At 31.7% G+C, this 13,088-nt stretch carries 15 protein-coding genes; 10 read left to right on the top strand and 5 right to left on the bottom strand.

Annotated features, from left to right (window positions below; genetic code table 11):
* Positions 1-10 precede the first annotated feature (10 nt).
* The 4 genes from ACM591_RS12515 to ACM591_RS12500 all read left to right on the top strand — a co-directional run bounded on the left by ACM591_RS12515 (position 11) and on the right by ACM591_RS12500 (position 4,059).
* Positions 11-874, top strand: a complete 864-nt coding sequence (locus ACM591_RS12515; protein ID WP_029377876.1) for a DUF1932 domain-containing protein — start codon at positions 11-13, stop codon at positions 872-874.
* Between the two features lie 15 nt (positions 875-889).
* Positions 890-2,239: a TRAP transporter large permease subunit gene (locus ACM591_RS12510; RefSeq protein ID WP_029377875.1), complete on the top strand. Its 1,350-nt coding sequence runs from the start codon at positions 890-892 to the stop codon at positions 2,237-2,239.
* Positions 2,240-2,244: 5 nt separating this feature from the next.
* The gene (locus ACM591_RS12505) at positions 2,245-2,469 is read left to right on the top strand and encodes a hypothetical protein (protein ID WP_029377874.1); all 225 of its coding nucleotides are present in this window, start codon (positions 2,245-2,247) and stop codon (positions 2,467-2,469) included.
* A gap of 282 nt (positions 2,470-2,751) precedes the next feature.
* Positions 2,752-4,059, top strand: coding sequence for an NtaA/DmoA family FMN-dependent monooxygenase (locus ACM591_RS12500; RefSeq protein WP_326008730.1), 1,308 nt, complete (start codon positions 2,752-2,754; stop codon positions 4,057-4,059).
* Positions 4,060-4,240: 181 nt separating this feature from the next.
* On the opposite strand, the gene ACM591_RS12495 is transcribed toward ACM591_RS12500, so the two are convergent.
* Positions 4,241-4,885: an FMN-dependent NADH-azoreductase gene (locus tag ACM591_RS12495; RefSeq protein ID WP_326008518.1), complete on the bottom strand. Its 645-nt coding sequence runs from the start codon at positions 4,883-4,885 to the stop codon at positions 4,241-4,243.
* A gap of 80 nt (positions 4,886-4,965) precedes the next feature.
* Between ACM591_RS12495 and ACM591_RS12490 the strand changes: the two genes are divergently transcribed.
* Complete coding sequence (locus tag ACM591_RS12490) at positions 4,966-5,898, top strand: helix-turn-helix transcriptional regulator (RefSeq protein WP_326008731.1); 933 nt, start codon at positions 4,966-4,968, stop codon at positions 5,896-5,898.
* Positions 5,899-5,960: 62 nt separating this feature from the next.
* Here ACM591_RS12490 and ACM591_RS12485 read toward each other — a convergent pair whose 3' ends face one another.
* Complete coding sequence (locus tag ACM591_RS12485; protein WP_326026179.1) at positions 5,961-6,602, bottom strand: FusB/FusC family EF-G-binding protein; 642 nt, start codon at positions 6,600-6,602, stop codon at positions 5,961-5,963.
* 438 nt (positions 6,603-7,040) lie between these two features.
* Here ACM591_RS12485 and ACM591_RS12480 point away from each other — a divergent pair, with 438 nt between their 5' ends.
* Positions 7,041-8,003: an NAD-dependent epimerase/dehydratase family protein gene (locus tag ACM591_RS12480; protein ID WP_029377869.1), complete on the top strand. Its 963-nt coding sequence runs from the start codon at positions 7,041-7,043 to the stop codon at positions 8,001-8,003.
* 366 nt (positions 8,004-8,369) lie between these two features.
* The gene (locus ACM591_RS12475) at positions 8,370-9,446 is read left to right on the top strand and encodes a branched-chain amino acid aminotransferase (RefSeq protein ID WP_326026820.1); all 1,077 of its coding nucleotides are present in this window, start codon (positions 8,370-8,372) and stop codon (positions 9,444-9,446) included.
* A gap of 151 nt (positions 9,447-9,597) precedes the next feature.
* Here the strand turns inward: ACM591_RS12475 and ACM591_RS12470 are convergent, their stop codons facing one another.
* On the bottom strand, positions 9,598-9,816 hold the full coding sequence (locus ACM591_RS12470; protein WP_326008734.1) for a hypothetical protein: 219 nt from the start codon (positions 9,814-9,816) through the stop codon (positions 9,598-9,600).
* Positions 9,817-9,986: 170 nt separating this feature from the next.
* Between ACM591_RS12470 and ACM591_RS12465 the strand changes: the two genes are divergently transcribed.
* The 3 genes from ACM591_RS12465 (at position 9,987) to ACM591_RS12455 (ending at position 11,728) form a co-directional block, all read left to right on the top strand.
* Positions 9,987-10,457 carry a DUF1648 domain-containing protein gene (locus ACM591_RS12465; RefSeq protein WP_135059056.1) on the top strand — a complete coding sequence of 157 codons (471 nt, stop codon included), beginning with the start codon at positions 9,987-9,989 and terminating at the stop codon, positions 10,455-10,457.
* A gap of 106 nt (positions 10,458-10,563) precedes the next feature.
* On the top strand, positions 10,564-11,256 hold the full coding sequence (locus tag ACM591_RS12460) for an HAD family hydrolase (protein WP_038678047.1): 693 nt from the start codon (positions 10,564-10,566) through the stop codon (positions 11,254-11,256).
* 82 nt (positions 11,257-11,338) lie between these two features.
* Positions 11,339-11,728: a hypothetical protein gene (locus tag ACM591_RS12455; RefSeq protein ID WP_029377864.1), complete on the top strand. Its 390-nt coding sequence runs from the start codon at positions 11,339-11,341 to the stop codon at positions 11,726-11,728.
* Between the two features lie 76 nt (positions 11,729-11,804).
* Here ACM591_RS12455 and ACM591_RS12450 read toward each other — a convergent pair whose 3' ends face one another.
* Positions 11,805-12,467 (bottom strand): deoxynucleoside kinase, encoded by a 663-nt coding sequence (locus ACM591_RS12450; protein WP_029377863.1) that lies wholly within the window; start codon positions 12,465-12,467, stop codon positions 11,805-11,807.
* A complete protein-coding gene (locus ACM591_RS12445; RefSeq protein ID WP_029377862.1) occupies positions 12,460-13,077 on the bottom strand; it encodes a deoxynucleoside kinase in 618 nt (205 codons plus the stop codon). Before ACM591_RS12445 ends, ACM591_RS12450 begins: the two co-directional genes overlap by 8 nt.
* Positions 13,078-13,088: the final 11 nt, after the last annotated feature.

Raw genomic sequence — 13,088 nt, 5'->3', positions numbered from 1 at the left:
GGGTGATTAAATGGATATAGGATTTATAGGATTTGGAGAAGTTGGAAAAGAATTATCTAAAGGTTTTAGTAAATATGATGTAAATCGAATATATGCTTACGATCCATTACTGATAAGTTCAGATTCAGAAAAATTATCTGAAGTCACAGAGATTAACTATGTTGAAAAGGCAGAAATTGTAGCAGAACAAACATTATCTATATTATTTGTTGCTGTTCCTGCGACGAAAACTGTAGAAGCTTGGTCAGAAATAAGTGACGTTGTTGCTAGTGAAACAGTTCTAGTAGATTTAACAACGGCTAGTTCTGAAGAGAAAAATAAGGTTAATGAAATGATGTCCCACAAAGGTATGACAATTATAGATGCTGCAATTCTTGGTGCATTAAAAGTATATCAAAATGAAGTGCCCATATTAGCATCTGGAGCACAAACAAATAAGTTTATAGAGTTAGGTCATCAAATTGGGATGAATATTACTAAATTAAATGACAAAGTTGGCGATGCTACTAATTTCAAATTTGTGAGGAGTATCTTTACAAAAGGATTGTCTACGTTATTGTTTGAGGTTATGGCATCTGCCGATCAACTTAATATTTCAGAGGAAATATATGAATCTATCACCGGTACGATGGATAAAGATGATTTTGGAGAAATCATAAATAGATATATAAAAAGTAACGTAAAACATTCACAACGTCGAGAGAAAGAAATGAAAAATGTAAGTGAATTTTTAGAATCTCATTATATCGAACCGGTAATGACTAAAGCTACAATCCAAAAATTGAAAAATATAACTCAAGCAAATTTAGAAAGTAAATTACGAGATGAAGTTGATGATTGGTCTACCGTAATAAAGGCTTACAATCAAAAATAAATAGGAGGCATGTACATGGGGATATTGGCTTTATTAATATTTGTATCTATTTTAATTATTTGGAGCGTTTTCTTAAAAAGAAATTTAGGAGAAGCGTCATTGATTGGGTTTATCGCGTCAAGTCTTTTAGGTGGCAAAGAAGCTTTAGGATTACTTGCAAATGGTTTTTCATTTGCGTCAACATTTTCAGTGCTTTATGCTGCACTAGCTTTTGTATTCATGGCATATATTATTGATAAATTAGGAATTGTTGAGAAACTATTAGCAATTTTAAATTCTATGGTAGGGAAGATTCCAGGAGCACCAGCTTATATGGACGCTATGGGCTCAGTTGCATTAGGCACATTATCAGGTGGTGACTCCGGTAATACAGCTGCTACAGGATCCATAACAGGACCTTGGATGTTGAAGAATAAATGGAAGAAAGAAATTGCCGCATCAGTAATGGTTGGGAATGGTGGTATTGCTTCCGTATTTCCACCAACAACTTCAATGTTTATCATACTTGGATTTGCTCCAGTTGCTGCAGCGGTTGGCGTTGGCGAATTTTATATTGCATTGTTTGTCGCATCATTATATCAACTTGCGCACAGACTAATAATGATTTGGTTCTTTGTAAAGAAACAGGGTATAAAGGCATTCTCTATTGAAGAATTAGAGCCATTAAGTAGTTCGTTTAAAAGAGGATGGACTTCAGGATTATTATATATCGGCGCCATTATTCCATTAGCTATAACAATCGGACCATTAGGGGAAAAATTAACAAGTATACCATCAATAGGAGAAAAATCATTAGATAGTATAGATATCGTTGTATGGATACCAACTTTAATGATTACTATCGCATTTATATTAGGGAGAAAAAATTTACCAAAAACAGTACCGGAGTTTATAAAGTTTGTTCAAGCTTCAATACCGAGATTTACTACAATTGGTGCTTTAATATTCTTTGCTGTTGCAGCTAGTGAAGTTTTAACTAAATTAGGTTTATCAAATAATATCGCATTTCTTATAGAGTCGGCGAATGCACCAGCTTGGTTAACGTTATTACTTATAGGTATAGGTATTACAATTATTGCTGGCCCTTTAACGTCTACTGGAACACTTACGGCAGTAGGATTGGTTTCCTATCAAATTTTAATTTCAAGCGGATTTTCGCCATTAATTTCGGCAGTAGTAGTGATGACGTTTGCTTCTACATCGGCTCAAATGCCACCTGCTTCTGGCTCCATTTATATTGCTTCAGGGATTGTTGATGCTAAACCTGAAAAAACATTTGGCATGTTGATTGTACTTTATGCATTGCCTGTAATTATTATAGGCTGGCTTATAGGTATGGGTATATTGCCAATATGGGGAGGATAAAATTTATGGAAAAATTACTAGAAAAAATTTTCGCAATTTTCTTATTACTTTCGATTATAACGGCACTTATTATGGTAATTGCACAACTACTTGGATTAATTATACTTAACGGAGAATTTATTATAAAAGTAAATGATATATTACTAACACCAGCTATTATTTTAGCCGCAATATTCTCAGGAGTAGCATTTATATTAGGTTATTTCCCGAAATATAAAGATAAAAATTAAAGTAACAAAAGGGTGTTTTATGACTGAAGTGAAATGAATCAAATAATAAGTCTAAGCTACTAATTTCAATTTCTTTAAAGAATTTAGTGGCTATTTTAATGTATTAATTAATCAGATATTTTAATCTTTATGTGTAAAAAGTATTTGAAATAGGTGCATAAAAGAAATTGTTTTTATATACTATGTGTAATTAAAATATTGTGAAAATTTTCGTAATATCTTATTTTGTTAGATTATATAGAGGGGATTTTCATAGTAATAAGGGGATTAGAAGACAATATTATGAAGAATCAGATGCACATTGTTTCACTTATTTATAGTACAGGTTTACATCCTGCTTCATGGAGACTAGAAAACTCTAGAATTGATGAAATAGGCCAAATTACATATCAACAAGAAATTGCTAAAATTGCAGAACGTGGCTGTTTGGATGCTATATTTTTAGCAGATGGACAATATATTTCTCAAGAAAATACAGGGCATTTATCTTATTTCTTAGAACCTATCACTACCTTGACTGCTATTTCACAAGTAACGAAACATATTGGGTTAATAGCAACCGTATCTTCTACATTTTATGATCCATACAATACAGCACGCTTAATAGGTAGTTTAGATCATATTAGTCAGGGGAGAGCTGGTATTAATATTGTCACTTCACAATTTGATAATGAAGCAGGTAATCATTCAATGACGCAACTTCCTCCTTTAAATGAAAGATATAAAAAGGCAGAAGAATTTGTACATGTATTAAAACAATTGTGGCAGTCGTTTGATAGTCATGCATTAATTAATGATAGAAAGAATGGTAGAGGAATAGAGTGGTCCTTAATAAATGAAATTAATCACGAAGGAGAATATTTTAAGGTGAAGGGTCCTATAAATTTACCATCTAATCCTCAAATATATCCAGTCTTGTGTCAAGCTGGTACTTCGATTCCAGGTCGTGATTTTGCTTCGAAAGCTGTAGATATGATTTTTTCAGTAGCTTGGAATAAGTTAGACGCTAAGAGATTTTTGAAAGATATCGAGAAACGAGTAGAACAGCTTAATAATTCTGAAAGTAGACCATTGATTTTACCAGGTTTGACTGTTTATGTTGCAGATACGATGGAAGAAGCTAAAGAAAAAAGAGCAACACTAGATAGATTCATAGATGTGAACGAAAAAATTAAACAGATTGAACAAAGTATAGGACAAAGTGTTGAGGGATGGGATTTTGATGCTGTAGTACCATCTTTACCGTCTTATGATAAATTAGCGACAAAAGTTGTGTCGAAAGCGCGCTATGAAGCGATACGAAGTACGATAGAAACAGAATCGCTTACATTAAGAGAATTAGCACAACGCGTGAGTACTTGGATGGGACATAAGACAATTGTAGGAGACCCAATAACAGTTGCAGATATGATGCAGGCATGGTTTGAAGAGGAGTGTTGTGATGGTTTTACACTTATGCCACCTACGTATCCAGATATGTTTGAAACTTTTATTGATAAAGTAATTCCTATATTGCAAGAGCGAGGTTTATTCAGAAAAGCATACACAGGATCAACTTTGAGAGAAAATTTACAATGCGTAGTGAAATAGGCTATTAATGAATAAGATAGTAGCAATAGCAATTACAAAATTTCATAAAAGCAAAGAAAACGTCAATTTCCATATCTCAATGCAAATTGACGTTTGTTTTTAGTTTATATACTTTCTTTAAAGTAGATACATAAAAAGTGTATTATTTCTTCGTAGAATAATTTAGTATATTTGTGATTTTTTATTGTAAATCAAAAAAAGATGTAAAGGCTTGATCTAAGTCAATTTCAGCATTTTGTAAAACAGTCGATTCAGGCAATATTGCTGTTCCTTGAGCACGCGCAATATAAAAATCATCAAATGCCATAATATCTGTAAACATGGCTTGTAGATATTGAGAAGAAAAGTCTAAAGGTTTATAGCGATCGTCATTTGTATAAATTGAACCACTAGCTTGTAAATATAGAGCTTTATAGTTATCAGTCATCAATCCGACTGAACCATCAGAAGTATATTTAAATGTTTGGCGTGCAATCATAATGTTATCTATATAATCTTTCAAACGAGACGTTATATTAAAGTTGTGAAGCGGCGAAATAATTACTATTCTATGATGTGACTTAAATTGTGAAAGTAAAGATGACGTCATATCAGATATTTGTTGTTCTTCTATTGTCAGTAATTCGTTTTCACGTTGTTTGTTCCAAATGTTTAATAACTGTGTAGATTCTATACGAGGTAAATTAATTTCATATAGATTTAATATTTCTGGTTTTTCATTTGGAAAAGTCTCTTTATATTTTGTTGAAAATATATTTTGTAGTTTATAAGAAAAACTGTCTTTATTTTCGAAATTAGGATGAGCGTTAATTATTAAAGTTTTCATAGTACATACTCCTTAGTTATTTGATAAGATAATTATAAAGTTTAAAGGTGTCTAAATACGGCACCATTGAAGGAGATATTATGAAAAAATCTGAAAGACTTAATCAAGAACTCATTTTCTTAAGTAATAAATCTACTTTTCATTTAAAAGATATTATGCAGGCTTTTAATATTTCTAAAAGAACTGCACTTAGAGATATTCAAGAACTTGAAGCGATGGGTTTGGCACTTTATGTAGAAAATGGCCGATATGGTGGTTATAAGTTGCTTTCTCAAAATTTATTAACACCTATTTATTTTAATAATAATGAAATTTTGGCGATATTTTTTGCACTTAAAGCTTTAGATATACTATCTACGACACCTTTTGAAAAATCTTATGATCAAATAAAAGAAAAATTATTTGCCAGTCTACCTGAGCAAAAGCAAAAAGACATTGCTAAAGTATTAAAATATATTCATTACTATAATGCAACACCAATTAATAACGCAGTTTATTTAGAGCAAATATTAACCTCAATTATGAGTGAGAATAGTGTTTATATTACTTATACGCAATACAAATACGAAGAAACAGAAATTCAAATTTATGATTTATTTTATAGAAATGGGATATGGTTCTGTAGTGCTTATGACTTAAATAAACATACTTGGGGTACATATCGTTGCGATTATATTGTGAATTTAGAGGTTAATGAGGTTAGAGACACGTTTTCTAGGCAAACACTAGAGGACATTAAGCAACATCACGAAGAAACATTTAATAACATACCGTTTAAATGCAAATTAACGACTTTTGGAGTAGAACTATTTTTGAAGAAACATTATCCGAATATGAAATTGGAATATATTGAAAATATTCCTTATATTGTAGGGGGATACAATAATGAAGAATTGGGTTATATGACTGATTACTTAATTTCACTAGGGGAACATGTGGAGATTGTTTATCCGGAGCAACTCAAACGAAATTATATAACTAAGTTGAATAATATTTTAAAGAAATATGTCTGACTGCAAAATAAAGCAGAGGCTATAAGGGTGACATTGATGTCCTTATAGCCTCTGCTTTTTAATTACTGTATTTTATTTAGAAAATGATAGAAGTAGGATAAATCAGAGATTTGTTGATTACAAACTGTACTATCGAAACAAATATAATCACCTTTTTTAGTATATTGCCCGTCACTTGTGGTGCGTGTTTTTCTCATAAATAAGGTGACTCGAGACTCCTTATTACAAATTGAGCAAAAGCCTTTAACTGTTTGGTTTGAAATATCCCCATGAAAACCATCTAAATTTCCAAAATCATTATAATAGATTATATATTTTCTATTGGAAGCAACATCGTTCCAACCAATAAATGTACTTTCTAATAGGACTTCATTACTGATTAATGGTGTTTTCAATTTCTTTACTTTTCTAAAAACTTTATCTACTTGTTTTTTAGAAGGGTGTTCGAAAGGTAACACATAAGTTTGAAGTTTACTTAAGATTTTTTCAGCTTGCATTTTTGATAACTGGTTATTCATCAATTTTTCAATTTCTGATTGAATAGATGAATCTACCTTTTGAAACGTGTTGAGAATTTGTTCACGTGTAGCCTCTTGGATAGAAGCGATAGTATTAAGATCATTAACTGAATTGTACACATTGATTAAATGTACAATACGTTCTTTTATATAATTAAATTGATAAGGGTATAGTTGTTTTTCCATAATTTTGATATTCCTCTCACATTTTAATAACTGCATGCATAAGATTGATGCCCTGTGAAAAGAAAAAAGTTCTACAAAGCATCGATTATTTTAATCGAGAACTTTGTATTAATAATGTAGCATTTGAATGCAACATATTATCATCTCCGTAAATACTTAATAAATAACTTATACCAACATATGACAAGTGTGTCAAATGTTGGTATAAGTTATTTATTAAATAGATTTTATATTGAATAGAGAGGTAGCAACGAGAAATAGTGAAAAAGCTAATAGTTAAATAGTAGACATTAATGAGTTACACTGCTAAAATCAAAGGAAATGTTCACTCAAAGTATACAAAAGAGCGTTATTATAGTATAATATGGTTGAAAATACGGTTATTGTCCACTGGGGAAAAACATTACGATTTCTGTAATATACAAGGGAGATATAAATATGAAAAAAATTATTATTACTGGTGCATTAGGACAAATAGGAACAGAATTAGTTGTGAAGTGTAGAACATTATATGGAAATGACAATGTTTTGGCTACTGATATTAAAGAGCCAGAAGCTGATTCTGCAATTGCAAATGGTCCATTTGCAATATTGGATGTGACTGATAAATCACGTATGAATGAACTTGTTGAATCATTTAAGCCGGACACCATTATGCATATGGCTGCTTTACTATCTGCTACTGCAGAAAAAAATCCTTTATTTGCTTGGGATTTAAATATGGGTGGATTAATGAATGCTTTAGAGGTAGCACGTGAATATGATTTATTATTCTTCACGCCAAGTTCGATTGGTGCGTTCGGTCCATCAACACCTAAAGTAAATACACCACAAGTAACGATTCAGCGTCCAACTTCAATGTATGGTGTGAATAAAGTTGCAGGTGAACTATTATGCCAATATTACTTTGACAAGTTTGGCGTTGATACACGTAGTGTAAGATTCCCAGGTTTAATTTCACATATTAAAGAACCTGGTGGCGGTACAACAGACTATGCAGTCGATATTTATTTTAAAGCTGTAAGAGAAAGACAATATTCAAGCTTTATTGAAAAAGGTACATTTATGGACATGATGTATATGGAAGATGCGATTGACGCCATTATCCAACTTATGGAAGCAGACGGAGTTAAATTAATAAACCGTAATGCTTATAATTTAAGTGCGATGAGTATTGAACCAGAAATGGTTAAAGCAGCAATTCAAGAACATTATCCAGACTTTAAATTAGACTATGATGTAGACCCAGTGAGACAATCAATTGCTAACAGTTGGCCAGATAGCATTGATGTAAGTTGTGCAAGAGCAGAATGGGGCTTTGATCCACAATACGATTTAAACAAAATGACTAAAGTGATGTTAGATGCTATCGAAGGTAAAGAAACAGCTGAAGTAAGATAAAAGAAAATTAGCTGCTATTTAATAGTATTTGAAAAATAAAACCGCAATGATGATAATTAAAAATGGAGCATTTGCTGTTATAAAATAAAACTAAATAGTATTTATTTCGTCTGTTAAGTGTAGCGTGGATATGTTGGCAAAATTTTGAATTTGATAACATGTCTACGCTATTTTTATTAATAAATATATTAAGATAGACGGAAATGAATCAATTCTAAAAATCAATTTTTAATTGTGAAAATTGGTTTCTATTCCTCTCCCTTATTATTTCTTTATTTTAAATTTTTTGAAAATTATTGAACAGCACTCGTTGGATTGATATAATTTAATGTAATACTTAAAGAAATACCATTAGGAGGAAAAATCATGTCAAAAAAAATTGAATTTGTACAACGAGAAACACTTAAAGAAAAACCGGATCCAAGTGATTTAGGTTTTGGGAAATATTTCACAGATTATATGTTAAGTTTCGACTACGATATTGATCAAGGATGGCATGATTTAAAGATTGTGCCTTATGGACCAATCGAACTTTCTCCGGCAGCACAAGCCTTACATTACGGCCAAGCAGTATTTGAAGGTTTGAAAGCTTACAAACATGAGGGTGAGGTAGATTTATTCCGTCCCTCTGAGAATTTTAAACGTATTAATAATTCATTGTCACGATTAGATATGCCGAAAGTTGATGAAGAGACAGTATTAGAAGGGTTAAAGCAATTAGTAGATATAGAACGTGATTGGGTACCAGAAGGTGAAGGTCAATCGTTATACATACGTCCATATGTTTTCGCTACAGAAGGTATTCTAGGCGTACGTCCTTCTTATTCATATAAATTATTGATTATTTTGTCACCATCAGGTTCATATTATGGTGGGGAGTCGTTAAGACCAACAAAAATTTATGTAGAAGATGAATATGTGCGTGCTGTTCGTGGTGGTGTAGGTCATGCAAAAGTTGCAGGTAATTATGCTGCTAGCCTATTAGCACAAACGAATGCATCAGCACAAGGTTATGACCAAGTATTGTGGTTAGATGGTGTTGAACAAAAATATGTAGAAGAAGTTGGTAGTATGAATATCTTCTTCGTAGAAAATGGTAAACTTGTAACGCCGGAATTAAATGGTAGTATTTTACCAGGTATAACACGTAAAACCGTGATTGAATTAGCACAAAATTTAGGCTATGAAGTGGAAGAACGTCGAGTATCTATCGATGAACTTATTGAAGCACACAATAAAGGTGAATTAACAGAAGTATTTGGTACAGGTACTGCAGCAGTTATCTCTCCTGTAGGTCAGTTGAAATATGGGGAAACTGAGATCGTTATTAATAATAATGAAACTGGGGAAGTTACTCAAAACTTATACGATAATTATACTGGCATCCAAAGCGGCAAACTTGAAGATCCACAAGGCTGGAGAGTTGTTGTACCAAGATACTAAAATACACAATAATATAATGAGTATTGAACAGTAATCTAATTTAGGTGATTAATATTTAATAACTAATATAATATTTGAGGCTGGGACATATATTGATATGTCCCAGCCTCGCTTTATGTATAATTTGATAAAATGTATTCCAATGGAATTGTTATTTTGAAGTTATTGCTTCAGCATTTGCTTTTTTCATTCCATCTTTAGCACCTTTTTGTATGTCATCAATGTGGTGAAATCCGCTAACGACAATCATAGAAACAATAATGACACCAATGCCTTTAAACCAACTAGATGGAGACATTTGTTTATCTCTCTTGGCAAAATATAACCCGATTAAACCTGCAACAACAATAAAAGTAATTTCGTAACCCATAAAACAAACCTCCTTTTGGAAATGTTTAAAACTAAACAAAACTAAATATTTAAGAAAATAAATTCGCATTTAAATACTAACACAACTTTTTATAACGTTAAATATTTGAAAAATCATATTAAATATAAAGATTGGTGAAGTATAAGTTGTTTTTTGAAAGGAACATAGATATGAATAAAATATTGAACATTGCCAGTTTTATTATGCTTATTTTGTTAACGCTATATACATGGATAAATTATAGTGCTTTGCCTAAAACGGTACCAATTCATTATGATTTATATAATCATGCAGACGGATGGGGTGATAAAAATTCATTGTTTTTGATACCTTTTATAGGATTAATGATATGGCTTTTAATGTATTCACTATACAAATATTATCCAAAATTAATAAATCTAGATATTAAATTAAAAGGAGAACAACCGACAAAAAAGGCGATTAAAACGCATATAACTTTTGTTGCTATTTTGAACTTTGAAATTATTTTATTTATTTCTTTAATGGGAGTAATGGATATCTATAATATCAAAGGTGGATCAATACATTTAGGCATCTTTCAATTTGTGACTTTCGCTATAGTTATTGGAGTAACATTAATATGGTTGGTAGTGAATGACTATAAGAACAAACGAAAATGATATAACAAAGACAGTTTCATTATTTGTATACAGAGTTAGTTTTATATTAAAATAAAATAGGTTTTAAAAACAATGATAGTGTGAAACTATAGGAGCTGTTCTAGCGATGAAATGGATTTTATTTGATAAAGATGGCACAATTATATATTTCGACCGTAGTTGGATGAAGATTGGTTTACAACTTGTAGATGATTTTATGGAAGTTTACCAAGATGAAATTAGTGATAGAGAAGCAGCATATGCGCATTTAGGTGTTGTAAATGGAGAAATTCAACCAGGAACAATCATGGCTTCAGGTGCCTTAGATGAAATGGTTCAAGCATTTTGTGACATTGCAGGTCAAGATGTTACTGAATGGGCACAAAGTAGAAGTCAAACACTTGTAGATAATCGTGTTCCAGAAAATGTCTTAGTAGAAGGTATTGAGGAGACACTTGAAACCTTAAAACGCCAAGGTTATAAGATGGGAATTGTAACTAGTGATTCTAAAAAAGGTGTGGAGCAGTTTTTAGAAATTACGAAATTCGATCATTTTTTTGATGTGGTTATTTCAACAGAAGCAAACGCAGTTGAAAAACCAAACCCAGAAGTACTTAATCCGTTATTTGATCATTATGATGTAGCACCTCAAGATGTAGCTATTGTAGGTGATACTGCAAATGATATGCAAACAGGTGTTAATGCGAAATTAGGCTTGAAAATTGCAGTGTTAACAGGTGTTGGTTTAAAACAAGAATTTACAAATGCAGATTACATAGTAGAAACTGCAAATGATATTGTGGAAATAATAAATCAATAGGCTTAACATCTAAATTATGTCATAATATACGTAACGTATATTATGATTTTTTTATATTTAATATAAGTGTCGAGGTGATAAGATGATTGATGGTAAATACGCCGATTATCAAGGTGAAACTTATAAAGTAGTGGAAATTATTAGTAATGAAGTTGTATTGGTTACTGAAGATGAGCGTGCTTTAGCGCATGGTTTTGAACCAAATACGACAAACCAAACTGCACACACGTTGTATTTTAAACATGTTGCGCGCGATGATATAGATGAACTATATGCACTGTTCCAAGAAGCGAGATACGGCGGTGCTGTTTTTGATCTCTATCAAGATACTGAGGGGCAATTATATATTGGCACCGAAGACCAAGATAAGGCTAGCACCTTTGGTTTAGCACAAACAGATGAATATTATTATAGTAAATATGTGACAGAAGATGAAATCGAAAAAATCATTTATCGACGTCATATTGAATAAATTACGATACCTGAATAAAAAAGTCACTCCGACTAAAAAAGTTTAGTGGGAGTGACTTTTTATGCAAAGTTAGAGTCTAGCGTTGATCAACTTTACGGTATGTGTCAATGACATGACGTATTTTATCGATAACTGGATTTAATGATTCGGGATCCTCGTGTAAGTCGTATTCATTAATGTTTACACGAACAACAGGGCACGCGTTAAATTCAGAAATCCAATCTTCATAGCGTTGGAATAATTTTTGCCAATATGCTACATCTGTTTCAATTTCCATTTGACGACCTCGCTGTTTAATTCGTTGAATCACATCTTCATAGTCACATTCTAAATAAATTAAGACGTCTGGTTTAGGGAAGTAAGGTGTCATTACCATAGCGTTGAAAAGCTCAGAATAAGTTTGGAAGTCTTCAAGACTCATCGTTCCTTGTTCTTCATGCATTTTGGCAAAAATATCAACATCTTCATAAATAGAACGGTCTTGAATAAAACCGCCTCCGTATTCAAACATACGTTTTTGTTCTTTAAAGCGCTCTGCTAAGAAATAAATTTGTAAATGGAAGCTCCAACGTTCAAAGTCATTATAAAATTTATCGAGGTATGGATTATTATCGACGTTTTCAAATGAAGTTTTAAAGTTAAAGCGTTCTGCTAAAGCCTTTGTTAATGTTGATTTACCAACGCCTACTGTACCAGCGATAGTAATTACAGCATCTTGTGGAATACCATATTTATTCATGCTCATGTCCTCCAATAAGTGGTTTCACTAATTCTAAAATATAATTATAATCTTCATCATATTTAACAAAGTCAAGTTGAGTAGTATCGATTCGTATAACACGTGCACCCTCTGATTTAAGAGACTCATAATATGCATTATAGTCACGTTTTAGATTTAATAAATAATCATCTGCAATTTGATGTTCAAAGCTGCGATTACGATGTGCAATACGTGTTTTTAGCATTGCTAAATCAGCATCTAAAAAGATGATGATATTTGGCATTTCTAAATCTTCGGTTAAAATATCGTAGATTCTTGAGAATTTATTATATTCTGATGTGGTTAAGGTATTATTTGCAAATATCTTATTTTTATATATGTGATAATCGCTAACAATTCCATTATCAATTAAAGCAAGATCTTGAAATTGCTTATATCGATTACATAAGAAGAACATTTCTGTTTGGAAACTCCACTTTGAAATGTCGTCATAGAAATCTGATAAAAAAGGATTTTCTGTAATAATTTCTTTTTCTTCGTAATATTTATAAGTTTGACTGAGTTTATGTGCTAAAGAAGACTTTCCGACTCCAATCGGACCTTCAATTGCGATAAATTGTTTTTTCATATTTTCCGCTC

This window comes from Staphylococcus sp. Ze2 (assembly GCF_048568365.1).
Lineage (GTDB): Bacteria > Bacillota > Bacilli > Staphylococcales > Staphylococcaceae > Staphylococcus > Staphylococcus xylosus.
The sequence above is the reverse complement of the archived record's forward strand: the minus strand, read 5'-3'. Positions and strand labels throughout refer to the sequence as shown.